Source organism: Paraburkholderia sp. GAS199 (genome assembly GCF_050436585.1).
Taxonomy (GTDB): Bacteria; Pseudomonadota; Gammaproteobacteria; order Burkholderiales; family Burkholderiaceae; genus Paraburkholderia.
Map to the genome: position 1 here is coordinate 1291825 of NZ_JBNDMM010000001.1, position 25326 is coordinate 1317150.

A 25326-nucleotide genomic window follows, 5' to 3' on the forward strand; every position below is an offset into this window, starting at 1 on the left:
GAGGCATCATGCAGAAGCGCCTGACCGAAACAGCCGAGCTGTTCCTCCGCCTCGCGGAGCCTCACCTGATCCTCGACGAGCGATTTGAGCCGATACTAGCGAACGCAGCATGGCACGCATGTTTCGGCGGCGCCGGAGCCCAGTCCCCGGCTATGCCGGCGGCCGTGACAGAGTTGGCCGGACCGCACTTGAGCCTGATTGATTCCGTTGCAGGCAATCTGCGGCACGGTAAGACGTGGCGCTCGCCGGTCGTCCGCCTGGACTGCGCGACTCACGAGTCCCCCCGCGAGAATGCGCACTGCTGGCAGGTAGTAGCGTCGCATATTTCCGGCACAGACACGGCAGCGCCGTTGGTCTGTCTGCGGTATGAGGATGCCACTGGCCGTCCGGCTATTGAAGAAGTCGAGGGCCGGAAGAGAGCATGCAATCACGCACGAGGCCGCCTTCATCAGCAACTGCTCGCGCAGCGGGCCGCAGGGAACTCCCAGTTCGAACGTGCTCTGGATCTGGCCGGGCTGGGAGCGTGGGAGATCGATCTGCATACAGAAGAGGTGCGATGCAATGATCAGTGCCTGCGCGATCTGGGTGTTCGCGCCGCTAGCGATATCGAACTCACGCACCTGCTCATTGGACCTGAACAGAAGGGGGCGACCTTCCCATGGATGGAATCAGATAGTTGCCCGTATGAACGGGAGCTGCAGGTTGTCGGCGCGGTAGGAACCCGCTGGATTCTCATTAAAGGGCTGGGATACCCGGATCAAGGAAACGCACTCCGGTCCGTGGCGGGCATTACCCTGGACATCACATCGCGCAAGGTTCACGAGCTGGAGCTGGACGCCCTCGTACAGAACGAACGCTCGGCGAGGCAACGTAGTGAAGCGCTTGCGCGAACGGTGGACCAGTTTGTCGCCGCAGTCAGTCACGAGCTCCGCTCCCCCTTGAACGCAATAATTTCGTGGGGTGAACTTCTTCAGCTCGCGACAGAGCCTACTCACATCGCAAGGGCCGGCGAGGCCATCCGACGCAACGGGCGGCAGCTCGCACACATGGTCGACGATCTGCTCGACAGTGGGGCATTGGCGACAGGAAAACTGTCGATGAACCGCCAGCCGGTGGATCTCGGCGCGCTCGCAGCGCTGGTAGCAGAGGATGTACGCAAAACCGCACAGGGCAAAGGCCTTCATCTGGTCAGCAGCAGTATCGCACCCTGCCGTATCATGGGAGATGAAAGCAGGTTGAAACAGGTCGTCTGGAACCTGCTGGCCAACGCTATCAAATTCACTGACGCAGGCGTCGTCGAGCTGCTGGTCACTGTCCTCGAAGATCGCGCGATACTGTCGGTCCGCGACACCGGGCGGGGCATTGAACCTGAGGCGCTCCCCCTTCTGTTCGACCGGTTCCAGCAGATTGCCCCCCAGTCCAGTGGCCGAGTCGGGGGTCTGGGACTCGGACTGTGGCTCGCAAAACATATCGTCGCCGGACATGAAGGGACTATCACCGCGAAGAGCGAGGGGGCGGGTTGCGGAGCGACCTTCACAGTATCTCTTCCTCTTCTGTAACGGGCTGTAGGTGCGGGCACTGCACGGCGAAACCGAAGTCGGCGGCCGACCGCCGGCAGAGCTGCCTCGACTCTGTCAGAGACCGATATCCTCCTTTCCATGAGGATGTTCGATGCTTGCGTCCGGGCTTGAATCCGGACCAACGACATCGTGCTCCGGCACATACGGCTGCTGCTCAGGGTAGCTCTTCCCCCTTGGCACAAGGGTCTCGTCCATGTTGCCGTGTGGACGCTGCCGAATGATGCCGTCGGACTCTTCCTTGACGTCACCATTGCCAAGCGTCGCACGACGATCGTCAGCACGCTCCACTTGATCAGACGGCCCGCTGTTCATTTCTATCTCCAGACTTCGTTGCTTAACATTGATACTTGAGTGAGCAGGCGCGTTGCCACTACGACCTCCTGCGCCTGCGACCGTGCACTCAGCGATATCGTCAGCCGCCCTACGCCGCCCGCTGCCGCTGCTCTACTTCGCCACCGCAGCTTGCCGACCCGCGCCGAGGTTGGCGCCGGCGACGGAATCTGTATCCAGCGCGGAAGCCGTGCGCGACGCCATCGCGCGGAGCACCGAAACATCCTGCCCGGAGACTCGAACGCTCGCCAGACCATCGCCGCCATCTACAGCAGGTTGGGGGTCCTCAACGAAACCTCAGCCCGGCCCCTCATTCCACCGACCGCGCGGCGCGTCATCGTCGTCCGACATTTTGTAGTACATGTTTGTAAATTCTGGAACGCCAGGGAGCTTGCCTTGGGGAAGTGCGGCTGGATGGAATGCAGTGCTTCTCAAATGACTTCTGGTGAGAAAAAGGTGAGTTTCCGCCCGACGCCGCTCTGCCCCGCGGGAGAGATATCAGGCCGGATCGTTTCGACGGATTACAGGCTGAGGAGGATGACGAACGCTTGCGCGGAATGTCGCGGGCTTCGGGTCTCGGAGCGAGTGATCCGGCGTATCGTGGTGCGCGCAGAAGGCACTGAACGACACCTGTCGTCGGCGCGCCGCAGCAACGTGCCCGCCTTCCCACCTGATATTTTGATGTTCTCCCTGGGCACCCGTCGGGCCGACTCCGGTGCACTGTAGGAACCCAGGACGCTATCCCTCTGTCGTCGCCAACGGTCCAGTAATGCGGCACACGCCTTGCTCTGGTGTACGGGTCCCCGGCGCAGGGGACTGTGGGGTTTTCGTTGCGGCCCGCAACTGCGGGCCGTCTTTTTGCCAGTCGCCCCCAATCGCGAGGCCGACGTTTGCCCCAGCTTTTCAATGTGCATCCTGACGCCGACACTCACCACATGGAGGAACCTGACGATGGCAGACATCGTGAAAAAACTGACGGCGTTCAGCGCTGTTCTAGCGGGATTAACGGCTTTCTTTCCGGGCGCGAGCGCGCAGACGCAGGCCGCGTCGACCACAGCCGCGAATCCACTGGCGCAAGTGGATAAGGATTTCGTACAGGCTGCATCCATGTCATCTTCGACCGAGATCGATGCGTCAAAACTGGCGAGCAGTAACTCGACGGATAACGACGTGAAAGCCTTTGCGTATCACATGATGGTCGACCATACGAAGCTGACCCTCCAGCTGAAAATGGCAGCGCCGCACGGTGTCGTCGTGCCAAAAGACAATTCGGATGCCTCAGTGATCGATTCGCTGAAGAATCTTAAGGGTGCGGAGTTCGACAAGGCCTACATAACGAAGGTCGGTGTGGAAGGTCACCATCAGGCAGTCGCGGCTTTCGAGAAAGAGATTACGGACGGGCAGAACGCCGATCTGAAAAAAGCAGCACAAAAAGCGCTACCGACCATCAGGCAACATTACCAGATGGCCCAGCAACTGGCCACCAGGAAAGGCATCGTCAAGTGAGAGCATTTTTCTAGGGAGAATGATATGGATCCGGTATCGCATGGAATTATTTTCTGGCTCGTGATCGGCGGTGTCGCCGGCGCACTCGCGGGCCGCATTGTCGACGGTGGCGGGTTCGGCATCGTCGTGGACATCATTGTAGGAATTGTCGGGGCCTTTATCGGAGGCTGGTTAGGCGGCGTGCTCGGGCTTCATCTTGGGAGTGGGATCATCGGCTCGCTCCTCACTGCGTTGTTCGGTGCGATCATCCTCCTGGCTATCGTCCGGCTGATCGGAAGGGGCAGGGCCGGAGGCCCACTCTGATCCATTGCACGCCCTGCCAAGCCATGTCCGGGGGCTTCGCCCCCCTCTGCCCGCCAGTCCGAGCGCGTGGCGCGGCAGGCTCGCTTGAACGTCGAACCATTGTGTACAGGGTTCCCAGATTGCGCAGTCACGGCCGACTCTGTATGGCAGACACCTCATGACCTACTACAACCGCAAGCCAGTACCGGCTGGGTCCCTCTTCGCGGCAAAGGCCGCCAACCCCGGCAATTTGACACACTTCCGCGTGCTCGTTGTCGACGACAATCGATTATCCGCTGACGGGCTGTGTGCCTACCTTGCGGCGGGCGGGCTTACCGTGCGCGCCGTCTATAACGGCTCGGACGCGCTGCGGGAGGTGAGAACGTGGGCACCAGATTGCATCGTGCTTGACATTGCGATGCCAGGCCTCTCCGGTGTTGGCGTCGCAGCGACCCTACGCCGGACGGGCTTGGCAGCGGACGCCGCGGTGCTCGCGTACACCGCCTTTGATGCCACCGATCACATTGATGAGATGGCGTCGGTAGGGTTCGATGCAATCTTCCGGAAACCAGACGAATTCCTGCTAGTCGAAGCATGGATACTGCGCCTGGCTGGGAATCGCTAACGGCGCAACAGTGAAACATTTCCGCCAATTTGATTTCTGGCCCGACCGACGGCAGTAAGGCATTGCGCCAAACCCAGCCCCGAGCGTATTTCGCTAACTGGCGAGCGTGCGGGTCAGCAGCGGTCTGGAAATCCGGAGCTCAGCTTGATCACGAGACTCTGGCCTCTTGCTTGCCAGCACCTCCTGCAATGTATAAGCCGCCCAAAAAATTCTCATCTGATCGAAGGCTCGCAGGCGATACGGATCGATCCAGACATTGATCGCCTGTGACCAGCGGGTGTCGGCACCTCGCACGCTGACCGGGTACAGCTTCGCCGCCGCGAGTTGCCCCCCTCACCTACGGTCGCGAAAACTCTGACATTGGACAAATGAGTCAACTGTACATTCCAGAGCCCCTTCCCCTCTACGTGGTCCCTTCAGGGACGCAGGATCTGAGCAGCGTCAACAGCCGGGGCCTCGACGGGCTGGCGCAACCTTGCTCCGTCCTGCATTTTCCTTCGCGGACGTGACGTCCAGCAGCGACAGGGCGCGCGCAATTAGACGCGCGCCGTTTCGAGCAACGCCTCAGGACGCCACAGGGTTGCCAGCGCTGTCCACGATTGCCGGGGCCGTCGCGTTGCCGGCAGCCGCTTGCGAACCGGATGGCTGGCTTGAGCTCGATCGGTCCCACGCATCAAGCCGGCCATTCGCAACGTGTAGGCTTGTGGGTGCCGAGTGAAGCGGACTTCCGGCCTGCTCGTGCATTACCGAAAAGGTGTTGCTTCCGGTTTGAGCAGCAATGTCTTCCACATGCCGCCAGTACGCGAAAGTCTTCGTAGTCGCGGCCGGAAGCTGTCGCGTCTGAAGATCGATGACTTCTGAAAGTGTTTGTGCGGAAAGAGCAGCATGCACCAGTGCTTGCTGCTCTGATAACGTCGTCTTCACGGTCTGGATGTTCAGTTGGACGAGCGCCTCCAAACCGGCAAAGGCCTCACTGATGCACTTGTGGGCGACGTCGATTGAAGTGTAGTTCGGGCGAGTCGGGATTGAGTCGAGGGTTGAATCCATCAGGAACTCCGTCTGTGATTGCTTAGCTCGTGCCTGCGAGAATATGCCAGCCGGTTCGCCACCGCTACCCGTAAAGAAACCGCGCGGCGATGCAGACCTATGCACTACATACCCGCGCAGGCGAAGGGTGTGCATTGGGGCGAATGGGCACGGAGAAATGCCCGTAAAAATCATCTCCATCGCTGCTGGCGCATGCCGCATGCCTGGCACTGCATTCACTGCAAGCGGAATTACATGCCCACACGCAACAAGGTGTATGCGAATGACGATCCGAGAGCATTACAAGAATTGTCTGCGAGCTGATGCGGGGTGTAGCCACCGACCTGACAGACAACCTAATCGCGCTGGCACAGCCATCGTGTCGTCTACTGCCGTCTGAATGGCCAGACGGGCGCCATTGCAAAAGAAGCCTGGATTTTGACCGAGGGTTCTGGATGATCGGGAAAAAGAACAGTTCCAGCGGTTCGTCCAGTCGCGTGCCGTAAAGTTTCAGGACCTCGTCGCCGACCCCGTCGAGGGGAGCCACGGCGTGATGTCTTGAACAACAGGAGCACATGACCCGATCAGGTATCGCTATTTCTGACTGCGCCGCGGCGATCGCACGTAGCTCGACATGAAATTCCGGGTGCGGCCGTCGGGGAAAATTACGGCTACCTGTTCGCCGTTTGCCAGTGCAATTTCCCCCGCGCCGTAGCGCGGCACCACCACCGGGTCGCCGGCCGACCATCGGTGCGGCTCCGGCGTTTTCGGCGCGCGCGCACCCACGCAATGGCGACCCGGCGCGTCAAACGCTGTGACGTTGATGTCGTCGTCCGGTCTGTTATCGCGCTCGAGAGTGATCCGCGGCGGGTGCAGGCAGTTGTCGCACACGCCGCAGCGTTCCATTTCCGGTGTGTCGCCGTAGTAATCCAGGATCGCGCGCCAGCGACAACCGCCGGTTTGCGCATAATCGATCATCTGTTGCAGTGTTTCCCTGTCGTGCGCACTCATCCCCTCAAACCGCGCAGCGGCCTTCTCCACCTGCTCGTAGGCCTTGTCCGAGACGGCTGTCGGCCCGGCGACCGCAGTCCGTCCAAGCAACCGGTACCGCCGCTGGCGGTCCCGTCCTGCAAGATGCGCGTCAACCAGCATCGTCAATGCGACCTCCAGTTTGCCGCTTCCGACATCGGAAAGGTGTGGCCTGAGAGCCGCGAGTGTTACGCCCTGGACGTTCGTGTCGCACTGCGTCTCGAGAACCCTGTAAACGCGTTGTGCGAGCTCAAGGGTGGGATAGCGGCCAGCCTGAAAGAACTGCTGGATACGCCTGTCATTCAGATCGAACAGCAGCACGCAATCAGCTGGTTTGCCGTCGCGACCGGCGCGCCCCGTCTCCTGGTAGTAGGCGTCCAGGCTGCCCGGCATCTGATAGTGAATAACGAATCGGATGTCCGCCTTGTCGATCCCCATTCCGAACGCGTTGGTGGCGACCATCAAACGGGTCGCACCGGACATGAATTCCTCCTGCGACTGCTCACGCGCGGCTGGAGAGAGGCGCCCGTGATAGCGCGACACCGACTCACCTGCCTCGACAAGCCAGCCATAAATGCGCTCGACGTCCGCAATCGTCGCGGCATACACGATGCCGGTGCCGACCAGCGACGCTATCAGCTCCCGCAGTTGTTCACGCTTGATTTCGGTCGCGCGCTTTTTGCCGTCCCTGCCGCCAGCAGTACTGACCTGGGCGACACGGTAGCGAAGATTGTCGCGCAGCGTGCCGGTGCGGACTACGCGAGGCTCCCGCAGACCCAGCGAACGGATGATGTCGTCAAGGACGTGAGCAGTCGCCGTCGCGGTCAGGGCCAGCACGGGAGGCTGTCCAAGCAACTTCACCGCGCTGCCGATTTCGAGGAAAGCGGGGCGGAAATCATGTCCCCATTGCGAGACACAATGCGCCTCGTCCACCACCACAAGCCCGACACGGTGCTCCCCATGCGAGCGCAGTATGTCGAGAAACGTTGCTTGGGCGAGGCGTTCCGGGGTGACGAAAACAATACCGGCCTCGCCCGCCGCGACGCGTTGCAGCGCCGCGCGTTCCGCGCGGCTGCGCAGTGTGCTGTTGACCAGCGTACAGTCGATGCCGGCGGCGAGAAGTTTGTCCGCTTGGTCTTTCATCAATGCGATCAGCGGCGACACAACCAGTGTCGTCCCGTCGAGATGCAAGGCCGGTAGCTGATAACAGAGCGACTTGCCCGCGCCGGTAGGCATCGTGGCTAGCGTGTCGTGCCGAGCGAGGACACTGCGAATGATATCTTCCTGCCCGGCGCGCAGTCGCGTGATGCCGAACATATCACGCATGGTCTTGCGCATGCTTCGAATTCGCTGGTCGACGGTCATACGTTGCAGAAACGGAAGAAGGAGTGAGTTGAGTCGAGCACAGCTTCGTGTTGAGGACTGTGGACGACCGTGCCGTCTCAAAAGCAACCGCCATGCCGCAGGTGTGCTGCAACATGGGCGCACAGCGAAGGCCGTACCGGCCCCGCCGTTGCCGGTCCGGTTTTGCCTTTACGGCCGACCAGTCGGCTATTGCCGGCAGACGCTTCATTTCTGCTCGGCTGACAGGAACGTACGTAGCCGATGTGCCGACGGTCCGCGCACCCATCGCGTCGTTCAGATCAATACTGGCAGACCGCGGTGTAGAGTCGCTGCGCGTCCCGTCAGGCGCCGATCGGCGCTTGACGGGTTCACGGTCAGTCGCATTCCTCAACGTCGACCTTATCGCTGTCGGGCAATACCTGCTGGGCTGCGGCTACAGCAGCAGTGTCGTTTTTTCCGGGGCAGCGCGGCGTTCAGGAATGGATTGAACGCCGGGGACGTCACGGTGCGTCTGGCAGACGCCTCCTTCGCTTGCCGACACGCTCGCGGCTTTGCGTTGCCGGACAACTGGGCCAGAAGTTCGTTATCGTCGTCATCTGCAACTCCGCCCGCCACAGCGCGTTGGTCACGCATATCGCGTTCAGCGGTCCCGCTGAGTTGCGTCACAACGGCAAGGAACGAATCTAGCATTGAATCCGGCGAGGCACCGGGGAGCATCGTCGACACGACAATTTCGTGGAGCGAACGGTCGTCAACGGAACGCAACTTCGGCGTGCTCCTCCAGTCGACACCGGCCGGCACGAACGCGCCAATCACTCGTTCGTGCACCGCGGGTGACAGGACTCCGCCGTCATAAAGACTGATCACCGCGCGCTCGGCAATTCGGAAAGATGGGTACGCTGCGCGTTTGGACATGAAGATTCCCCGTGATTACAATGGTCCCCGCATCTGCTGCAAAGAACGGTCGATCACGGACCGACCGCCCGCCAGGCGTAGAGGGTGGCAGGCAAAGCTCCCGGTGAATGATGCCCCATCCTCCGGGCTCGCGATTCTCAGCAAACAGGCGTTGGAAGACGCGTCTCGTTGCACTCCAGGCAGCTATATATATCGGCGAATCCAAGGGGGCGAGTCTTGTGTCTAAAATAGGGCTCTTAGCCCAGGCAGAGGAGACATTTCTTGAACGTCTTATTCGTGGACGACGACGTAGACGCCGCAGATGCATTGACCCTTCTTGCAACGTCGCTGGGTCACGAGGCTTCCGTGGCATATGATGGACATACTGCGGTTTCACTGGCACGCGCGACGGTTTTTGATCTCATACTCCTTGACCTTCAGCTCGGTGACCGCGACGGCCGGGTTGTGTGTGCGGAAATCAGGCTTGAAGGACGTTCAAAAAACGCGCACATTGTCGCAATGACGGGGTTCGTCGGGCTGGAACAAACCGTTAGCCTGGGCGACTTCAACGGTTATGTGCTAAAGCCTTTGCAATTTGATCGCCTCGAAGAGCTGCTAACGTCTTGATCCGGAAGTGTGGTCGATACTATCCCCGGCATGCCAGGGGGAGATCAGGCTGCAGGCCCAACGTCAGTGCCGCTTGCTTCGTGATTGATCGCCCTATCGCTGCGGCAGTGCAAATGTCTCGATTGCCTGTGGCTTGGCGCTCGCGGTGGAAAGGCTACTCATGGATGTGCGCTACCCGACGTCATGCCGCAGACGGACGGCCGCTCAGTAAGACGGGCGACAGGTGTTACGTCCGCTCTGCAGGTCAGCATACCGGACCTGCGACTCCATTCGTGACCGGCCGCGACCCGTTAGGAGCGGCGTTTCAGGGCGACCAGCGCGCAGCGGCAATCTGGCTATCCACCCTTACTGGCGCAGCATAATCGTCGAACGGCGGATTCGGCAAAAACTGCATGATTACGTCCCCTTCGAAATACAGGTTGCACGTCAGCAGCCGTACTGAAATAGACCTGGCTCGTCGCCGTTGTTCAGGTAATGTCAGGCAACGTCACGATGACACAGGACGACACGCCCGCCATTCGCACGAATGCACACGTCATGTGACCGATGGCAGGATTATGGTTTTAGATCACCACAATTGCCCAACTTACCAGACCGTGATGTAGCCCGGCGGGTTGTTAAGTCCCTTCGTTCCTTCGCGCTCCGCTTTGGCGTCCGAGCAATAGCTGCCATCAACAACATACGCGTCGGTTATGACATCGGCTATCGACGCGTGCCAGCGATGATAGTAAAACGCGCCGAGAAAAGCTTGACAGATGGACCCACCGAGAAAACGTGCTAAACCATCAGAACGGTTCGCTGGAAAATGTCCTGCAACGAATGAGGCTGCGACCTGACCCAGAGCATATGGTGCGCCTTTGCACCGTGCTCAGTGTTGCACGGCGCCGCCTCGCGAGCACGATAACCATGAGTTCGTCGTTCGTCTGATCGCCGAGGACAAAGCCCGCATCATGTGCCTCGTCGACCACTCCCGTGAGATTCATCCTGCGAACAACGTCGCCCTGAAAGACTATCGAAAGCTCCCGGACAACGGCTGTCTGTCATAGGCAGTTTTTTGGCACGCGTCGTGGCCTTCGCGGCAACCTCGATACGAAATTTCGCGAGATGCGCCTCCGCACGGCAGCCAGTTGCCCCGTACGACATCCGGTCCCTCGCTTCGCATCGACATGTGTCGTTGATTTCACGGCTGAGACAGATAGCCTAGGACGAGCAGATTTTTCCTGTAAGCCAGTAAATTGAATGGCTAATCGCTGTTGCCGGCTGTGTTACCCGTATCCGTATTGATCCGCGCGAATGGTGGCGTGATCGACGTTTGCGAGGCATATCCCTTGCTCATACCAGATACGCCGCCTGGGCCAGCGCCCCGCTCCACACAATTTCGAGGAAGACAAGCGATGAGCAATGCAGATAATCAGTTTTCAATGCGTGATCCCCGTACGCAGTACCCGCAGCCGGACTTCGAAAAGCAGCCACAGTCGGCGCCGGGCCTCGCGAAGGACATGACGCCGCAGCCGGATCACGGTGAGTCAAGCTACAAGGGTTTTGGACGTTTAGATGGTCGACGCGCGTTGATTACGGGCGCCGACAGCGGCATCGGCCGCGCGGTTGCGATCGCGTTCGCCCGGGAAGGCGCAGATGTGGCGCTGAATTATCTGGAGAGCGAAGAAGCCGACGCCCGTCAGGTCGTCAAGCTCGTCGAGGACGCCGGTCGCAAAGCCATTGCGCTGCCGGGCGATATCGGCAATGAAGCGTTCTGCAAGCAGCTCGTTAGCGAGTCCGTGAAAAAGCTCGGCGGTCTGGATATTCTCGTTAATGTCGCAGGCAAGCAGACTTACGTCGAAGAGATCGCCGATCTGACGACAGAGCAGCTCGAAGCGACCTTCCGTACCAACGTATTTGCGATGTTCTGGTTGTGCAAGGCTGCCCTTCCTCACCTGCCGCCCGGCGCGACCATCATCAACACCACGTCGATCCAGAGCTATCAGCCGAGTCCCGGGCTGCTCGACTACGCCTCCACCAAAGCCGCGATCACTGCGTTCACCCACGCCTTCGCGAAGCAGGTTATCAGTAAGGGCGTTCGTGTGAATGCGGTCGCGCCGGGACCTGTGTGGACGCCGCTTCAGCCGAGCGGAGGTCAGCCGCAGGAGAAAGTCGAAAAGTTTGGTTCTGAAGCACCAATGAAACGGCCCGGTCAGCCGGCGGAACTGGCGCCCATATATGTTCTGCTGGCTTCGCAGGAATCGAGCTTCGTCACCGGCGAAGTGTATGGCGTGACGGGCGGTAACCATCTGCCTTGACGGCAGCCGTGCGGTGGAAAGCGCAGCGGGCCACTGGTCGAATGGATGATGGACACAGCAGCGCTACGGTCGTCTGATGCGACCTTAGCGCAGCTACCTTTTCCTGCCTAACGGAAACTCTTTACCGCATCCGACGAGCAGGTGCAGTAAAGCCGGGATGTCGGGCGCACTCAGCAACGCGTTGTGTTCGGCGGGTGCAGTCGCGGCGCGTTATCGGACAGTGCGACGCTGTGCAACTCAGCCGGTTCCCGACGAAACTTCGCGGCGTGTCGTGACCTTTCCGGTTGGCCTATAAGCAAACACCCTATCTGCACGGAGCGATTTCTATGACTACCAAAATCATTGAAAGCAGCGCCGATTCTTCAAGCGAAAACAGCGAGAGCGGCTCGCCCACTGTGGCCAGAAGCCGACGCGGCTTTCTGCAACAAACTGGTTCCGGCGTCGCTGCTGTATTCATGGCTGGAGCCAGCGGCACGGCATGGGCCACAGCCTCAACGCCCGGCACGCCGAACAGCGTCAAACTGCCCTTGATTCAGGACACGACCACCGAGCAGGCTGAAAACACGCCCGATCCTAACGCTGAACCGGATCGGCGTGTCGGCTATGCGATTGTCGGGCTCGGACGTCTCACCTTGAATCAGATCCTGCCTGCGTTGTCGGCCTGCAAATACTCGAAAGTGGTGGCACTGGTTAGCGGCGACGCAGACAAGGCAAGGAAGATCGCGCGTCAGTATGGCGTGCGCCAGACGGCCATCTACGATTACTCGTCCTTCGAGAAACTCGCCGACAATCCGGACGCGCAGGTCGTATATATCGTGCTTCCCAATGGAATGCATGCTGAATACACAATGCGCGCGGCGTCCATCGGCAAACACGTTCTGTGCGAAAAACCGATGGCGATTAGCAGCGCCGAGTGCCAGAAGATGATCGACGCATGCAGGCGCGCGCGACGCCTGTTGATGATCGCCTATCGTAGCCAGTATGAGCCGATGGATCGAATGATCGCCAAGTGGGTGCGCGAGAACCAGCTTGGCAAACTGCACGAATTTATCGCGGGCAACTCGCAGAACGCGGGCGACCCCAAGCAGTGGCGTCTAGAACGGGCTCTGGCGGGAGGCGGACCGATGCCCGACGTCGGTATCTACTGCCTGAACGCAGCACGCTTCCTCAGTGGCGAAGAGCCGTTCGAAGTCACAGCGATGACAGTGCAGCCGAAGGATGATCCGCGTTTCACGGAAGTCGAACAGTCCGTGCAGTTCGTTCTACGTTTTCCGAGCGGCTTTACGGCCACCTGCATGTCGAGTTACGCGAGTCACGAGTCGCGCTTTTTCCGCCTGCAAGGCGCACATGGCTGGGCCGAAATGAATCCGGCATTCGGCTACAACGGATTGCAGTTGCGCAGGGGCGAACTGTTCGACGGAAAAAACGCCATAACGCAAATCACGATCGACCCAGTGAACCAATTCGCCAGAGAGATCGACCACATGTCGCTATGCGTAGTACGAGGACAGACGCCTCACACGCCTGGCGAAGAGGGTCTGCAGGATCAGCGGATTGTAGAAGCGATCTATGAATCGGCGCGCACGGGCCGTACTGTCAAGATCGCGGCGCCCCCGGGTCCAACGCGTGGGCCGGAACCCGAGGAAGAGGAATTCTGAATGGTTTGCGGGTCAAACGCGTGGCGTCGCCGCACATAAACTTAGTCAGGCGTTTGCAAAGCTGAACTCAGGCGTCCTGCTACTGTTCGCAAATTCAAGAACTGACCACAACAAATCAAACGTTTTAACGCAAATTTTGACAACAAGGTCGATCACGGTCCTCTCTGCGTCGCCCGGTCCAAGCTTCCTTTGCTTCTCGCCCTGCGCCTTTGATTCTGCTCGCGATGTTACTGAAAGACGAGCGCATGTACCACGGCCACCACGCCAGATGAAAGAACCACACGCACGCTGATCGGTAGCCGCGGAGCCATCCTCGAGGAATACCGGCGGGAGGAAAACTCTCCAGCGGTCGATGCCCCAGGGTCATCACGCCAATGGTCATCCAGACAACCGCCAGCACAAACGTTGGAAGGGATAACAGGCAGGCCCCAACGAACAGCGTCAGCGGCAGGCAGATCGTAACGGGCGAGCGAGCTTTCATATTTTTGTCGACCCCGTGGCGTCATTTCTATTTCTTCAGCCTAGAACATTTTTTGACCTGCTGCCTATGTTGCGTAGGCGCAGGCTATGCTGCGCTTCAATTACTTCGCTGGTTCATAATCTGGCGTTCGCCCCTGAAGCCGTATTCTTTACGCACAAGGCATGAAAGATCGGTCCACAATCGTATGCATCCAGAGTGGAAAGGTGCTGCTGGTCGCTCGCGCACGCTCCCGCTGGTCGTTGCCCGGCGGCACAATCAAGGCGACTGAGTCACCATTAGATGCAGCGCGACGCGAACTGATAGAGGAAACGAACCTCGCTGTGACGGACCTGACTTATCTGTTCCGGTTTGGTGGACTTAACAAGCAGCATCACGTCTTTTCCGTGGAGCTTTCGCCAGAGGCCCTGCCCGAGCCCGGTAATGAAATCTCGCAATGTCGCTGGTTTAGCCCAACCAAGGTGGCGACCCTTTCGGCCAGCGTGCCCACGCGTGCGATCGTGGATCTGTTCGTGCAGATCGGGAGTCATCGCAAGGATCAGGAAGCAGCGCATGAATCGCACGTATGAATATGAGGGATTTTCCCTCGAGGTCGGTGTGGAATCCGACCTCAGTTGGCAGCAAGTCCCCGCGCCTGCGAGACGGACCGGCTTTGTTGCGACGGCGAGAGTATTCCAGGCCGGTCAGGCGGTCGCTCTTTTTTCTCCGCTAAGATTTGGCGATACCGGGGGGCGCCCTTTTATCACGGAAGCTGACGCCCTAATGGGAGGCTACAGCGCGACTAAAAAAATCGTTGATGATATTTCAACCAGCCGTCTGATTAGCCCTCTTCCAATTCTGATGCCGTGCGCAAACGCGAGAACGATGGCGATCCCCTATCGGGTAAAGCCGGTCCGCAAGATTCTCTCAGGTTCTAATTCGGCAATCGTCGTTGCGTGCCTCCAAAAACCCTACAACAGATTCACTCCGTAAGCACCGCCTGATGAAGTTGGTTGACCGTCAGTTGAAATTTTTCCATCTGCGCTTGCCGGCCAAACCACCGTCACGACTGCGGCGACCCAAGCTGAGAGCCGATGAGCGCCCCCTCTGAACGTGAGCTGAAACCTGAGCGTGCGACCGGCCGAGCATCCGACCGGTGGACGGGTCGCGACGAGGCTGCGCCACCGTCTATCCGCTCGCCGGGAACGGGCCATTAAGCGAGGGCGGACGACACCACGGCTGTTCAACTTGGACGGTCGACAGCGACCGGCGGGTAATGGCCGCCTGTCGTCCCATGACGGGCGGAAGCCAAAGGCTTCGGCTCAAGCCATAAAACCTTAACCGACGAAGACGCGGGTCCGAATGCAGATTCGCCCGCAGCAGGAACGCCGGAATCCTCTCACTGGACTGCAAATGCGGAGGCACGCGTTAAAGGCTTGCCCTTATGATGGCCGTCGTCAGCAGCCTGAGAACTCACGCCACCGCCATTTTCATTGGGCTCGTCTGTCAGGCCCACGGTTTGCTTATCTGCCCCGACCTTGAAGGAGCTATCGTGAAAATCGCCCAATTGCATTCCCGACTCGACTCAATCCAGCGCCGGATCGCTCTGCTCGACAACGACGTTCGCATCCAATGCGGCGTAATCGATCTGCTGGCAAGGCTCGGCACCGACACTCAGACGCTCGAAGCCGAGCTCGCCCCGATCGTCCGCGAAATGACCTACTGGCAACATCAGCGCGAGGTCGTCGCGACGCGGATCGAGTATCACCCGGCGAATGCAGAGTCCGCTGTCAAAGGATTGCCGCTGGCTGCGTAGGCGGTCTCTGCGCCGAACCGTTCTGGGCTCGCTCACTGGTTCAAAACTTCCAGTCCCTTGCCATTGGTCTACGGCCCGATCAGTAGATAGCGCCACCAGCATGCAGGGTTGATGCGGGATCGGTGCCAGCTACGCCAAACTTACACTGCGATACTGCAGTGAAAAAACCGGAAGACATCGCGGGGCATTGGTGTGTCCGCGCGGAAACAGAGCGGTCTCATGGCGGCCGGGCTCAGAACGTCAGCCAAATGGGAAGCGCGAGGACCAGATATGGATCGACATTTCACTACGCGAGAAGGCGCGTTACGCCGTCTCATCCGAATCCGGGGGGAACGAAGCGAGAGCAATCTTCTCGACGTCACCGGGCGTCGAAAAGACGGCGTCGAACTCGCGGGAATTCAAGAAATCTTACGCGAGCTTCGGCGCGGTCAAGTCGCTTTTTTTTGCTATTCCGATCTTTTGACAAGCCAGGTTGTCTTCGTGAGCTAACGTAAGCAACCGGCGAGTGGTTCACACAGATGGGTCACGGGACCATTGACTGCAACTGACTGTCATAGCTGTTCACCGTGAAGGACCATCGGGCCCGCTCGAAATTAAAATCAGTGTCGTTGCAGGATTGAAAACCGTGCGCTACTGCTCGACGATGGTCGGCAAATGTCCAACCGATATGAGCGTCCGGTGCCACGCGGTCACCGGATCATCATCTTCAATCCAAATTGCTCTGCTTTGTCACTCTGACAAGCGACCAATCGTAACCAAGTGCTCGCACGCGAGCCTCCAGACTGCCCAGGACTTCAGCGGCCGGGTGTGCGGTGCGCGTCAGTACCCACAGGTAGCGACCTGACGGCTCGCCGACGATCGTCCAGTCGTAGTTGTCGCCATGGTCCAGGATCCAGTAATTTGCATAGAATGGCCCAAAGAAAGAGACTTTCAGTTTTGCGTTCGTGGTGGCATCAGCGATTTTCGCTTTACCAACCGCCTGCCTGAACTCGGCAGAGCCGCCCGATTTGCGGCCGCGATTGATAACCCGTACCGAGCCATCGTCGTTGAGAAAATACTCCGCTGTAACGTCATCCATGTCCCTTTCGAACGACGCCTCATAGCGAAATTGCTCGTACCATCGACCCATGTATTTGCTCAGGTCGACTGTTCTGGCCGGTTGAGGCACGGCGTGATTGCCGACCGGCCCGGGGCGAGAGACATAAGCGCAGGCGCCCAAAAGTAACGCTGTCCCTGTTAGCGCGGCGACGATAATCTTATTTTGCATGGTTGGGTATCCTTGAACAGGCGGCGAATTTAGGCATTTGCTTCATTGCACAGGCAGCAGATCATGCGACGGTCAACGAGGTGTCCCAAAGAGAGAGACCGATTGATGTCTTCGTTACCACATTGGCGAAGCGTGAAAATGAACCGGCTAGATATTCGCAATTTCGGTATTTCGCGTTGTCAGCAGCTGGCCGTAAAATCAGCTGACTATCCGATGAGCCTGCGATAAGCGCTTAGATGCCGAAGCAGCCCCTCATTGTCACCGCAAATTTCGCTGAGTCGGGCCATGTTGAAATGAGCATCGGCATGTGTTGGATCTAACTCAATGCATCGGCCGTAAGCGTCGAATGCCGCGTCGTACCGTTTGAGTTCTTCGAGAACGACGGCACGATTGAAATGCAGCAGCGCATCGTCGGGAAAATGCGTCAGTGCATTGTCGAAGACGTCCAGGGCCTCCTCGCACCGCGTCTCGGCCTCACATAGCAGTACGCCGAGGTTGATAGATGCGTCGTAATGCGATCGGGGGGCTAACGCCACCGCCTTCCGGTAAGCCTGCTCGGCGCCTACAACATCCGTTTCTAACAGCTGCTCAGCGAGCGCGAACCACTCGTCCGCCTGCTGCTCGCGATTCCTCAAGTTTTGCGGAGCCGCGTCGAGGAACGCGACCTCTCCCTGCACGGGAGCCACCTCGAAGTCGAGCAGGTGCTGACCAGATGCGGCGTCCCATTGTGCAGGTCCCGACCTCACGGCAACGTTGTCGCCAACAGCGGTGATGCGGATACCCGAAAGCGGAAGCTCCTGCGGAAGTTCTTTTTTCAGTTTGGCGATGGCACGAAGAATCTTGCGCGACGCGATTTTTGCTGTTTGCAACTGGAACGCAGTGCGTAAAACCACAACGTCCTGAAATGAAAATCGCAACTCGTTGCGGCGCCCGCGCGCGGGCTGCACGAAGCCAGCATCTATCAGCCCTGTCACCACCCGGCGAGAGACGCCCAGCAGCGACTGAAGGCTGCGCAGCGAGTAGTCGTGAGAGTGAGCGCGTCTTGTCACTTGCGTGCCCGAGCCCTCGCCGGCGGTGCTTCCTCGACCTGCGGGCGAGGCGCAGCCCGTTTAACAGGGCGCCGTGGCTTCGTCGCGAGGACCTCTCCGGCAGTGGGCGTTGCCTTCTTCGCCGCTGTCGCATTCGTTGTAGAGGCCCGTTTGGTCTTATTGGCCTTCAGGCTCGCCCGCAGCGCTTCCATGAGGTCGATAACCTGGCCTCCTGATTCTTCGGCGGGCTCTTGTGGCGAAACAATCTGCTTGCCGGCGATTTTCCGGTCGATGGCCTCGAGAATCCGTTTCTTCTCTTCGTCTTCGTACGCCGCCGGGTCATATGCGTCGTCAGATACCTGCTCGATGATCTGAAGCGCAAGCTGCAACTCACTTTTGGTGACGGTCACCGGTTCGATGTGCAGCTCGCTGAGCGCGTGCACTTCGTCTGCAAAAAGAAGCTGCTGGAAGACCATGCCATCTTCCGCTGGCCGGACCTGAACAATGCGCGTCTTGCCTTTGTAGGACCACTTTGCGAGCGCACATCGACCGCTTTCCCGCATCGCCTGCTGAAGCAGGCTGTACGGCTTGCCGCCGCGTTTGTCGGGGGCGATAAAGTACGCCTTGTCATAGAAAAGCGGGTCGATGGACTGCTCCGGAACGAATGACACAATTTCCACAACATGACTCGCGCTTTCTTCAAGCGCTTTCAGCTCGTCCGGCTCGAAGACCACGAAGCGACCTTTCTCAAACTCATAGCCTTTCTTCATATCAGTGCGCGCGACGACTTCCCCGCTGGCTTCCGAGATGTACTGCTGCTTTACCCGGCCGCCCTCGGGTGTGAGCAGATTGAAGCCAACGCCGGCTGCGCTATCCGTCGCAGAATACAGCTTGACGGGTATCGAGACGAGGCCGAAGAGAGGGTCAGGGATGCAATTGAGCGCGCTGCCATGGAATTCTCCTGATTGCCGGCGACGAGGGCACGTCGCGTACCGCCGAGTGAGATGCCCGAGGGATGAGGAGTCCCGCTGCGGTTGTAGCATGCCGTATGCCTGTGGACCCACCGACCGCGAATAGGCTTCGAAGCATGCTCGGACTCATCAGAGGCGGCTGATTGCCGCCGTCAACGACTGGCCTGTCGACCAGTATGTACTCCAGGGGGCATGCGCCTGAAAACTCAGATATTCCCGGGCCGTTTGCACGGTCCACTGTGCGCCGCTCCTTACGTCCGGCAGTTGTTCCCATGAAACCGGCATCGAGACGCCGATGCCCGGGCGTGCCCGGGCCGAGAAAGCGGTCGCGGTGGTCTGCGCCTTCCCGTTGCGAAGATAGTCCACAAAGACCTTGCCAATCCTGTTCGCTGCGCCCGATTTCGCCGAAAACCGGTCCGGGATTGTCTTCGCCAGATGCCGGACAAACAGCTGCGAAAAGTCCTTCACACTTTTATAGTCCAGTCGCGGCGTCAGCGGCACAACCACATGTAGTCCCTTGCCGCCGCTAGTCTTCAGCCAGGCCTGCAGCTCAAGTTCTTGAAGTAGCGCGCGCACGAGGAGCGCGGCTTCCTGAACTTCCTGCCATTTAACGCCATCGCCCGGATCGAGGTCGAATATGACGCGGTCCGGCATGTCGATTTTGCGAACGGTCGAATTCCACGTATGAAACTCGACGACATTCATTTGCGCCGCCGACATTAGCGCGTCCACGGTGTCGATGGTCAGTACCGGCGGATGATCGAGCCAAAGGCTTCGGTCGTGCGCCTTCAGACCGGGCATGCCGGCTTTCTCCGCGTGCTTCTGGAAGAACAGTTCGCCTGCAATGCCCGAGGGCGCCCGAACCATCGCAAGCGGCCGGTCCTTCAGGTGAGGCAGCATCCAGTCCACGACGCTCTCGTAGTATCGGGCTAGCTCGAGCTTTGTAATGCCGCTATCGGAGTCAACGACCCGCTCAGGGTGAGTGAGCTTGAGGCTAGATGACGGGATGGGCCTGAGCGCTGGGCCGCCTTCCCGGATGACCCGGCGAGCTGGTTTGTCGACGCGCAGTCCCTTGAACGACGCCTGACGGATCACGCCATCGCCGGTCCACTCGGCAAACTCGACCTCGACGACCAGCTTTGGCGTAACCCACCGCTCGCTGCCAGCGGCACGCCGCGACCATCGACGTGACTTAGACACGACAACGTCGAAAGGCGCAACGCCGGCTTCAAGCGGCGCGAGACGGCTCCACAGTTCACGAGCAGTTCGCGCGTTCCAGCCGGTGCCGACACTGCCAGCGTCATGAAGTCTGGCGGCGTCGTAATAGCCAAGCAGCAAACTGCCGACCTCGCCATCCTTGCCTCCTCGCGCGGTGAAGCCACATACGAAGAACTCCTGCCGAAGGCGGCATTTCGCCTTTAACCAGGTTTGCGTCCTGCCCGACTCGTATGGCGCGTCCCGACGCTTGAGCATCAGCCCTTCGAGCCCGAGCTCCGCTGCGGCTTCGAACATCTGCGCCGCGGGTGCCTCAAAGCTTTGGCTGAAACGAATCCGGTCACCTCCGCTTTCCAGGAGCTGCGCGAGCAACGCTCGTCTGGTCCAGAGTGGTACGCCCCTCAGGTCTTTGCCATCCAGAAACGGCACGTCAAACATGAAAAATACGATGCTCCGGTTGTTACGGGCGTCGATCGCGTTCTGCAACAAGGCAAAATCGGGCAGGCCATCCCGGAGCACAACGATCTCGCCGTCCAGCCACGCGTTGGCAACGGGAAGCCGCTCAACCTCGCCTGCCAGGCTGGTCAGCTTCTTTGTCCAGTCGTGACCGCCGCTCGTGAATAGCCTTGCGCGGCCTTTTTCGAGCCGAGCGAGCATGCGGTATCCATCGAGCTTCGCTTCAGTTATCCAGTCGCCGCCCGAAGGTAGCGTGGCCGCGAGAATAGCTTTTTGAGGCTCTAGCTTCGCGGGAAGCGGAGCCCTGACTGCAGCGGACAGGTCCAGCTTCAGCCCATTCCCCCTCGGCCCCGGTTCGGCTTTGCGCTCCCGGTCTTCAATCAGCCCAAGCGGCTTGACCGTAATGCTGTCGGGAAGCGCCTTGATAACGTCGTACCTGGCGAGCGGTTGCGCCCACTCATCCCTTTTCTTGAAGAGTATCCACTGGTCCTGTCTGTCGCCGGGTTTAGAGATCCGCACGAGCTCCCACAGACCCGCGAGCTTTTCGCCATGGAGGCGAAACACCAGCTTGCCGGCCACCATTGCCTTCCGTGCATCGCCGACGGGCTCCCATGTCCCGCGGTCCCAGACAATGACGGTGCCGGCGCCGTACTGCTTCGGTGGGATAGTGCCTTCGAATGTCGAATACTCGACCGGATGGTCTTCCACATGGACGGCCATCCTTTTTTCCTTCGGGTCGCAGCAGGGTCCTTTCGGGACCGCCCATGACAGCAACACACCGTCAAGCTCGAGCCTGAAGTCGTAATGCAGCCGGCTCGCCCAGTGTTTCTGGATGACGAAGCCTAATGAATCCGCGGCTGCGGTGGCTGGCTGGTAGACCGGCCTTGGTTCAGGGGTAACATCAAAGCTACGCTTTGACCTATACCGGGAAAGTGCCGGGGCTGCTGCGGCGGGTTTATTTGCCATAACACTGGTCGGTGCGACTCCGAAGGTAAGGCGGCGACAGATGGCGTCCTGACCGTCATCGAGCACTCTGGGCCGCCCTGCTCTCAGCTTGGCCCTTCTGTCTGTATCGCCTCAAGAATCATGTCCGGGCCTCGGAGCCTTGTAGCTCTGCGTGCGTATGCGCGTGGGTCGCTGCATATTTCAGTTCAAAGTGTGCGCCTTTGCCGCTGCGCGTAGGCGGGAAATGCTCGCCTTCGACGCAGGTGACCTCAAAAGTGTCCTTCCCATCATCGTGAACGACGGAATAGATGCCAGAAACCTTTACGATTTCTCCCGGTTTGTACGCGGTATCGCCTGCCATAATTTTCCCCTGTGAGATGTGCGAAAAAGTCCTGCAGCAAGCGGCGTTCCGGCGCCAGGAAAACGCGCGGCACTTGTATTCCATTGGACCAATACCGCGCGTCAGATTGACCCGACCTCGTTGCGGGGGCACCGCGAAACAGTGAAAGGTTTCTAGCTGCGTCCGGCGAAGTGGACGGGACCGATTCTCGATAACGCAAGGCAAGTGAACTTCCCGCCTCATCTCATCCAGGATGGAGCAAAACTCGTTGCGGTTAGCGCCGGATTACGGGTTCGCAACGCGAGCCGCAAGATGCCCATCTCGTCACCGCCGTTCAATGTAGTGACCGCCGATCGATCAGGGAGGCGGGGTGACCGACGGTGGGACGCGTCCATGATCTGAAGCCGCGCGGCTGTCGGCCACTATGCGTGTCAGGCTAATTTCTGGGAAAGCGCTGTCGTATCTTCGTCCACCCGGAACGAGTCCGCAATCACAGAACGCACCTTCGCAAGGGTCGCGCCAAAGCCATTGGGCGCCCGATATTCCGATCGCGAACTGGTCCACACGCGAGTCTGCGCGGACCAGCATATCGAAGCGCCGATTCGCTCCAGTCGGCCGACCAGGTCCACATCTTCATCGCTCTGCAGGTGAGTAAAGCCGCCGACGCGCCGGTAGGCATCCGCTGATATAGCCAGGTTTGCACCATGGATATGCCGGTGCCCGTCGACGGGAGTATATGTTTCGTCGAAGTGCCGGTGGACAGCCGTGTCCTCCTGCATCCAGTCATCAACGTTAATCACGCCACAGACAACCTCGGCGTCGCACGCAAGTTGTTGGGACAGCCAGTCACACGGCACGGTCGTGTCAGCATCTGTAAAAGCGAGCCAGCGTGCTCCCAGCGCCAGAGCGTAGTCCGCGCCGGCAGCGCGCGCGGCGCCGACATTACGGTCGAAAATAACAAGGGTAATGACGGGAAACTGTTCCGCGACAGCCTCGGTGCCATCTGTGCAGTTATCAGCGACGACGATGATCTGCACGTGTTCGCCCGCCAGCGCAGGGTCCCCCGCTGCCCGGAGGGCCGACGTTAGGCACGCGTCCAACAGCGCCTCTTCGTTGTGAGCGGGGATTATTATTGCAAGCATAGCGCACACCCTGTCGGTTCTGGATAAGAAGCGCGTCAGCAAGTCCCGGACCATGCAAAACGACCTCTCTCCGCCCAGTTATGCGGCACGACATGTTCCCCATGACAAAAAAGCGGAGTTGGCCCCCAAGCGGGACGAAGACGCCTCTCTCGAAAAGAAGAAGGGCTCCGGCGGACATTTTTATCCCTGCAACGACGCACGGCATGCGTCATGCTAACTGGCAGGGGCGGGATGGCGTGCTGCAAATGTCGCTTCCCTTTTCAAGCTCAGGAGGCTTCAATGAAAATGCGACAGCTGACATGCTTTCCAGAAGTCCGCGGGGGTCTGGCGAAACAGCTCAGGAGGATCTGCGGTTTGACGATTGTCGCGGTGGGATCCGGTGTATTGCTGCGTCAGGTTGCAACCTATCTGCTGAGCTGATCGGCTGATCTATAACTCTCGTTTTGCTTTCTGAGACTGCCTGAACCGTCGAAAGCATTTCAAGGCGCGACTGCTGTGGATTTGGAAAGCTGGCAGTGGTCACCGGGCGGGACGCTTAGCGTCGACAAAACCGAACTTGGTCGCCTTCATAGGCACTTACAGCGGGGAAGGTGTCCGAGGGGCCTGGTACGATACAGTCGCAGGAGTGGAACGCTTCAATCCTGCTTTCCTCCCGCGTGTGACGAACCAGCTCAGCATACCGGATGCTGCACGCCAGTTATGTCCCTTAACATCAAGCTGGACGCATTCCGGCGAAATGTCCGGGATCGGCCAGCATTCCGCTATGGCCGGCATCGGCGGGTCTATTGGTGTGTTCTATGGCAGCTTTACCGGGCAGATCAAACGCAGACCGGGAGCGTGAGGATATTAAAAATGTTTCGACATCTTTGCATGTGCTGACATGGTTTTTTAAGCCGGCAACAGGAAGGGTTTAGGTAAGGGCCGATCCGCAACCATATCGCGAGGCCAGCCGCTTTTTACGGTCCGTTTGTATTCTGTGCCGCACGCTTCGCACAAGGCCGATTTTGCGCTGGCAACAATGATCAACAATGAGACGATGAGGACGGGGAATCTGCGGGTGCCCGACAAGGAGACGCCCGCATTGTTCGTTGATCTGACATCTTGAGCGGGGATCTTGGACAACGATCCCGTTCCGACCTGCGATCAGGCGCAAGACCCCACGGATCTCGGAATTGGCAGGGCACAGGATCTATGTCAGTGACAGTTTCATCGAGCTATTTTTTTCCAGAAGGGGTAGCTATGAGGAGCAATAATCTGCGGGCCTCGCCCGAGCACTTGTGTTTTACTAACCACGCCGTTTTCCCGTATGACCTTGGAGGTCAGAATGAACACACCGTTAAGTGAAGAACAGATCCGTACCCTGGCATTTTCGCTCTGGGAAGAAGCTGGAAGTCCGGAAGGCAAGGCGGACGAATTCTGGGAAAAGGCCCGCCAGCAGCTTGGCGTCGAGGGGAACTCATCCGACGATCCTTCTGATGACGGTGATCGGCAACTTCCGTGATTGACCTCCTGTACGGTCACAGCAGGCCGCTGGCGCGTCATTAACGCCAACGGCTGTCAACAAGCGCCCTAGCAATGATCGATTTGCGAAGATGATCGATCACTCAGATGTCGACCGTGCTTCGCAGCCTGCCATTCGCTAACGTCTACACTTTTCGAAATTAATAGATTCCCTTTCTCTGTAGCGCGTGTGTTTGCGCGGATCAGCGTGCGACGGGCAGCAATTTTGTTTCCGCCTGGCAACCTGTGTCCCGGTTGCCACGGTTATTTCGCCACGGCGCCATGAAGATGGAGCACACACGTATCATGCCTCAGAATCCGGCTTGCCCCGCGGATGATCACTGCCGGCGTCGGGGCTGCTATCCGGATCGACGAGATCATGTTCCGGCACGTAAGGTCCCGATTCAGGGTGGTCCTTGCCCTTCGGCACGCGCGTTTCATCCATGTTGCCGTGTGGTTGCTGTTCGACGGTGCCATCGGGTTTTTCTTTCACGTCGGCGTTAACCGACGCCTGTCTGCGCTGATCGGCCCGCTCAACGGGATCTGACGGTTCAGGGTTCATAAAGTCTCCAGCAATCAGTTGTAAATCATTTCCAGCTTTCGCCGATATGGATAGCCCTGTTCGTAAGCGCATCCGTCAATTAGTCATCCTGTTTGTCCAGATTCTTGCTGGATGAATTGGAACCTTCCGTGTCTGGCATCGCCGACTGGTCCGCGCCAGACTTGGTAGTCGATACGTCAAGCTCGTCGAGCGCACGGTCAATCTTTTCTTTATCGCCCCCATCCAGCGCGTGTTGGGCGTCTTCGTCCGACACCCGCTTCGTGGGCGCGTAATGCTCCTCCGGCGTATTACTGTCCTCGGGGTCAGGATGATTGTTGCTGGTGGTCGGATCAGGCATAAGGCCTCCTTTGGTGGGTCGTGTTCGATAGGTGCAGCAAGGAGTGAACCCAAAGCATTTGCAGAGAGCCCCAGTCCGCGGCACGCTCCATG

At 59.1% G+C, this 25326-nt stretch carries 22 protein-coding genes and 2 pseudogenes; 11 read left to right on the top strand and 13 right to left on the bottom strand.

Features of this window, described 5'->3' with window-relative positions; genetic code table 11:
- Nucleotides 1-8 precede the first annotated feature (8 nt).
- Complete coding sequence (locus P3T18_RS05735) at nt 9-1559, top strand: ATP-binding protein (RefSeq protein WP_429298931.1); 1551 nt, start codon at nt 9-11, stop codon at nt 1557-1559.
- A 75-nt stretch (nt 1560-1634) separates the two neighbouring features.
- On the opposite strand, the gene P3T18_RS05740 is transcribed toward P3T18_RS05735, so the two are convergent.
- Both P3T18_RS05740 and P3T18_RS05745 read right to left on the bottom strand, forming a co-directional pair.
- The gene (locus P3T18_RS05740) at nt 1635-1892 is read right to left on the bottom strand and encodes a hypothetical protein (RefSeq protein WP_429298932.1); all 258 of its coding nucleotides are present in this window, start codon (nt 1890-1892) and stop codon (nt 1635-1637) included.
- 132 nt (nt 1893-2024) lie between these two features.
- Nucleotides 2025-2361 (bottom strand): annotated as a pseudogene (locus tag P3T18_RS05745) (manganese catalase family protein); the annotation flags it as partial.
- Between the two features lie 500 nt (nt 2362-2861).
- Here P3T18_RS05745 and P3T18_RS05750 point away from each other — a divergent pair.
- The 3 genes from P3T18_RS05750 (at nt 2862) to P3T18_RS05760 (ending at nt 4323) form a co-directional block, all read left to right on the top strand.
- Nucleotides 2862-3416 (top strand): DUF4142 domain-containing protein, encoded by a 555-nt coding sequence (locus tag P3T18_RS05750; RefSeq protein WP_429298933.1) that lies wholly within the window; start codon nt 2862-2864, stop codon nt 3414-3416.
- 24 nt (nt 3417-3440) lie between these two features.
- Nucleotides 3441-3719, top strand: a complete 279-nt coding sequence (locus P3T18_RS05755) for a GlsB/YeaQ/YmgE family stress response membrane protein (RefSeq protein WP_429298934.1) — start codon at nt 3441-3443, stop codon at nt 3717-3719.
- 157 nt (nt 3720-3876) lie between these two features.
- Nucleotides 3877-4323, top strand: a complete 447-nt coding sequence (locus P3T18_RS05760) for a response regulator (protein WP_429298935.1) — start codon at nt 3877-3879, stop codon at nt 4321-4323.
- Between the two features lie 564 nt (nt 4324-4887).
- Here P3T18_RS05760 and P3T18_RS05765 read toward each other — a convergent pair.
- From P3T18_RS05765 to P3T18_RS05775, 3 genes are all read right to left on the bottom strand, one after another.
- Entirely contained in the window at nt 4888-5370 is a 483-nt protein-coding gene (locus tag P3T18_RS05765; RefSeq protein WP_429298936.1) for a phasin family protein, read from the bottom strand.
- 573 nt (nt 5371-5943) lie between these two features.
- Nucleotides 5944-7743 (bottom strand): RecQ family ATP-dependent DNA helicase, encoded by a 1800-nt coding sequence (locus P3T18_RS05770; RefSeq protein WP_429298937.1) that lies wholly within the window; start codon nt 7741-7743, stop codon nt 5944-5946.
- Nucleotides 7744-8121: 378 nt separating this feature from the next.
- Nucleotides 8122-8637, bottom strand: a complete 516-nt coding sequence (locus P3T18_RS05775; RefSeq protein WP_429298938.1) for a hypothetical protein — start codon at nt 8635-8637, stop codon at nt 8122-8124.
- Nucleotides 8638-8898: 261 nt separating this feature from the next.
- Between P3T18_RS05775 and P3T18_RS05780 the strand changes: the two genes are divergently transcribed.
- The 6 genes from P3T18_RS05780 (at nt 8899) to P3T18_RS05805 (ending at nt 15471) form a co-directional block, all read left to right on the top strand.
- Nucleotides 8899-9243, top strand: a complete 345-nt coding sequence (locus tag P3T18_RS05780) for a response regulator (protein ID WP_429298939.1) — start codon at nt 8899-8901, stop codon at nt 9241-9243.
- Nucleotides 9244-10637: 1394 nt separating this feature from the next.
- On the top strand, nt 10638-11540 hold the full coding sequence (locus P3T18_RS05785) for an SDR family oxidoreductase (RefSeq protein ID WP_429298940.1): 903 nt from the start codon (nt 10638-10640) through the stop codon (nt 11538-11540).
- A 326-nt stretch (nt 11541-11866) separates the two neighbouring features.
- The gene (locus P3T18_RS05790) at nt 11867-13198 is read left to right on the top strand and encodes a Gfo/Idh/MocA family protein (protein WP_429298941.1); all 1332 of its coding nucleotides are present in this window, start codon (nt 11867-11869) and stop codon (nt 13196-13198) included.
- A 642-nt stretch (nt 13199-13840) separates the two neighbouring features.
- Nucleotides 13841-14245: an NUDIX hydrolase gene (locus P3T18_RS05795; RefSeq protein ID WP_429298942.1), complete on the top strand. Its 405-nt coding sequence runs from the start codon at nt 13841-13843 to the stop codon at nt 14243-14245.
- A complete protein-coding gene (locus P3T18_RS05800) occupies nt 14229-14648 on the top strand; it encodes a hypothetical protein (RefSeq protein ID WP_429298943.1) in 420 nt (139 codons plus the stop codon). Before P3T18_RS05795 ends, P3T18_RS05800 begins: the two co-directional genes overlap by 17 nt.
- Before the next feature lie 559 nt (nt 14649-15207).
- On the top strand, nt 15208-15471 hold the full coding sequence (locus tag P3T18_RS05805; RefSeq protein ID WP_429298944.1) for a hypothetical protein: 264 nt from the start codon (nt 15208-15210) through the stop codon (nt 15469-15471).
- A 706-nt stretch (nt 15472-16177) separates the two neighbouring features.
- Here the strand turns inward: P3T18_RS05805 and P3T18_RS05810 are convergent.
- From P3T18_RS05810 to P3T18_RS05835, 6 genes and pseudogenes are all read right to left on the bottom strand, one after another.
- Complete coding sequence (locus P3T18_RS05810) at nt 16178-16738, bottom strand: lipocalin family protein (RefSeq protein ID WP_429298945.1); 561 nt, start codon at nt 16736-16738, stop codon at nt 16178-16180.
- Between the two features lie 206 nt (nt 16739-16944).
- Nucleotides 16945-17787: a tetratricopeptide repeat protein gene (locus tag P3T18_RS05815; RefSeq protein ID WP_429298946.1), complete on the bottom strand. Its 843-nt coding sequence runs from the start codon at nt 17785-17787 to the stop codon at nt 16945-16947.
- Nucleotides 17784-18718, bottom strand: a pseudogene (locus P3T18_RS05820) (Ku protein). Before P3T18_RS05820 ends, P3T18_RS05815 begins: the two are co-directional and overlap by 4 nt.
- Before the next feature lie 148 nt (nt 18719-18866).
- A complete protein-coding gene (ligD, locus tag P3T18_RS05825) occupies nt 18867-21374 on the bottom strand; it encodes a DNA ligase D (protein ID WP_429298947.1) in 2508 nt (835 codons plus the stop codon).
- Nucleotides 21375-21492: 118 nt separating this feature from the next.
- The gene (locus P3T18_RS05830; RefSeq protein ID WP_429298948.1) at nt 21493-21714 is read right to left on the bottom strand and encodes a hypothetical protein; all 222 of its coding nucleotides are present in this window, start codon (nt 21712-21714) and stop codon (nt 21493-21495) included.
- Nucleotides 21715-22124: 410 nt separating this feature from the next.
- A complete protein-coding gene (locus tag P3T18_RS05835) occupies nt 22125-22889 on the bottom strand; it encodes a glycosyltransferase (protein ID WP_429298949.1) in 765 nt (254 codons plus the stop codon).
- Nucleotides 22890-24159: 1270 nt separating this feature from the next.
- Between P3T18_RS05835 and P3T18_RS05840 the strand changes: the two genes are divergently transcribed.
- Complete coding sequence (locus P3T18_RS05840; protein WP_429298950.1) at nt 24160-24336, top strand: DUF2934 domain-containing protein; 177 nt, start codon at nt 24160-24162, stop codon at nt 24334-24336.
- Between the two features lie 303 nt (nt 24337-24639).
- On the opposite strand, the gene P3T18_RS05845 is transcribed toward P3T18_RS05840, so the two are convergent.
- Together P3T18_RS05845 and P3T18_RS05850 are read right to left on the bottom strand one after the other, a co-directional pair.
- Nucleotides 24640-24897: a hypothetical protein gene (locus P3T18_RS05845; protein ID WP_429298951.1), complete on the bottom strand. Its 258-nt coding sequence runs from the start codon at nt 24895-24897 to the stop codon at nt 24640-24642.
- Nucleotides 24898-24976: 79 nt separating this feature from the next.
- Nucleotides 24977-25234 carry a hypothetical protein gene (locus P3T18_RS05850; RefSeq protein ID WP_429298952.1) on the bottom strand — a complete coding sequence of 86 codons (258 nt, stop codon included), beginning with the start codon at nt 25232-25234 and terminating at the stop codon, nt 24977-24979.
- Between the last annotated feature and the right edge of the window lie 92 nt (nt 25235-25326).

What these genes read in the sequence shown, in the direction of transcription:
- P3T18_RS05790 (WP_429298941.1), top strand. Translation starts at nt 11,867, where the DNA reads ATGACTACCAAAATCATTGAAAGCAGCGCCGATTCTTCAAGCGAAAAC.
- ligD (WP_429298947.1), bottom strand. Translation starts at nt 21,374, where the DNA reads ATGGCAAATAAACCCGCCGCAGCAGCCCCGGCACTTTCCCGGTATAGG.
- P3T18_RS05810 (WP_429298945.1), bottom strand. Translation starts at nt 16,738, where the DNA reads ATGCAAAATAAGATTATCGTCGCCGCGCTAACAGGGACAGCGTTACTT.
- P3T18_RS05750 (WP_429298933.1), top strand. Translation starts at nt 2,862, where the DNA reads ATGGCAGACATCGTGAAAAAACTGACGGCGTTCAGCGCTGTTCTAGCG.
- P3T18_RS05760 (WP_429298935.1), top strand. Translation starts at nt 3,877, where the DNA reads ATGACCTACTACAACCGCAAGCCAGTACCGGCTGGGTCCCTCTTCGCG.
- P3T18_RS05765 (WP_429298936.1), bottom strand. Translation starts at nt 5,370, where the DNA reads ATGGATTCAACCCTCGACTCAATCCCGACTCGCCCGAACTACACTTCA.
- P3T18_RS05795 (WP_429298942.1), top strand. Translation starts at nt 13,841, where the DNA reads ATGAAAGATCGGTCCACAATCGTATGCATCCAGAGTGGAAAGGTGCTG.
- P3T18_RS05845 (WP_429298951.1), bottom strand. Translation starts at nt 24,897, where the DNA reads ATGAACCCTGAACCGTCAGATCCCGTTGAGCGGGCCGATCAGCGCAGA.
- P3T18_RS05755 (WP_429298934.1), top strand. Translation starts at nt 3,441, where the DNA reads ATGGATCCGGTATCGCATGGAATTATTTTCTGGCTCGTGATCGGCGGT.
- P3T18_RS05740 (WP_429298932.1), bottom strand. Translation starts at nt 1,892, where the DNA reads ATGAACAGCGGGCCGTCTGATCAAGTGGAGCGTGCTGACGATCGTCGT.
- P3T18_RS05775 (WP_429298938.1), bottom strand. Translation starts at nt 8,637, where the DNA reads ATGTCCAAACGCGCAGCGTACCCATCTTTCCGAATTGCCGAGCGCGCG.
- P3T18_RS05770 (WP_429298937.1), bottom strand. Translation starts at nt 7,743, where the DNA reads ATGACCGTCGACCAGCGAATTCGAAGCATGCGCAAGACCATGCGTGAT.
- P3T18_RS05735 (WP_429298931.1), top strand. Translation starts at nt 9, where the DNA reads ATGCAGAAGCGCCTGACCGAAACAGCCGAGCTGTTCCTCCGCCTCGCG.
- P3T18_RS05830 (WP_429298948.1), bottom strand. Translation starts at nt 21,714, where the DNA reads ATGGCAGGCGATACCGCGTACAAACCGGGAGAAATCGTAAAGGTTTCT.
- P3T18_RS05840 (WP_429298950.1), top strand. Translation starts at nt 24,160, where the DNA reads ATGAACACACCGTTAAGTGAAGAACAGATCCGTACCCTGGCATTTTCG.
- P3T18_RS05785 (WP_429298940.1), top strand. Translation starts at nt 10,638, where the DNA reads ATGAGCAATGCAGATAATCAGTTTTCAATGCGTGATCCCCGTACGCAG.
- P3T18_RS05850 (WP_429298952.1), bottom strand. Translation starts at nt 25,234, where the DNA reads ATGCCTGATCCGACCACCAGCAACAATCATCCTGACCCCGAGGACAGT.
- P3T18_RS05800 (WP_429298943.1), top strand. Translation starts at nt 14,229, where the DNA reads ATGAATCGCACGTATGAATATGAGGGATTTTCCCTCGAGGTCGGTGTG.
- P3T18_RS05835 (WP_429298949.1), bottom strand. Translation starts at nt 22,889, where the DNA reads ATGGTCCGGGACTTGCTGACGCGCTTCTTATCCAGAACCGACAGGGTG.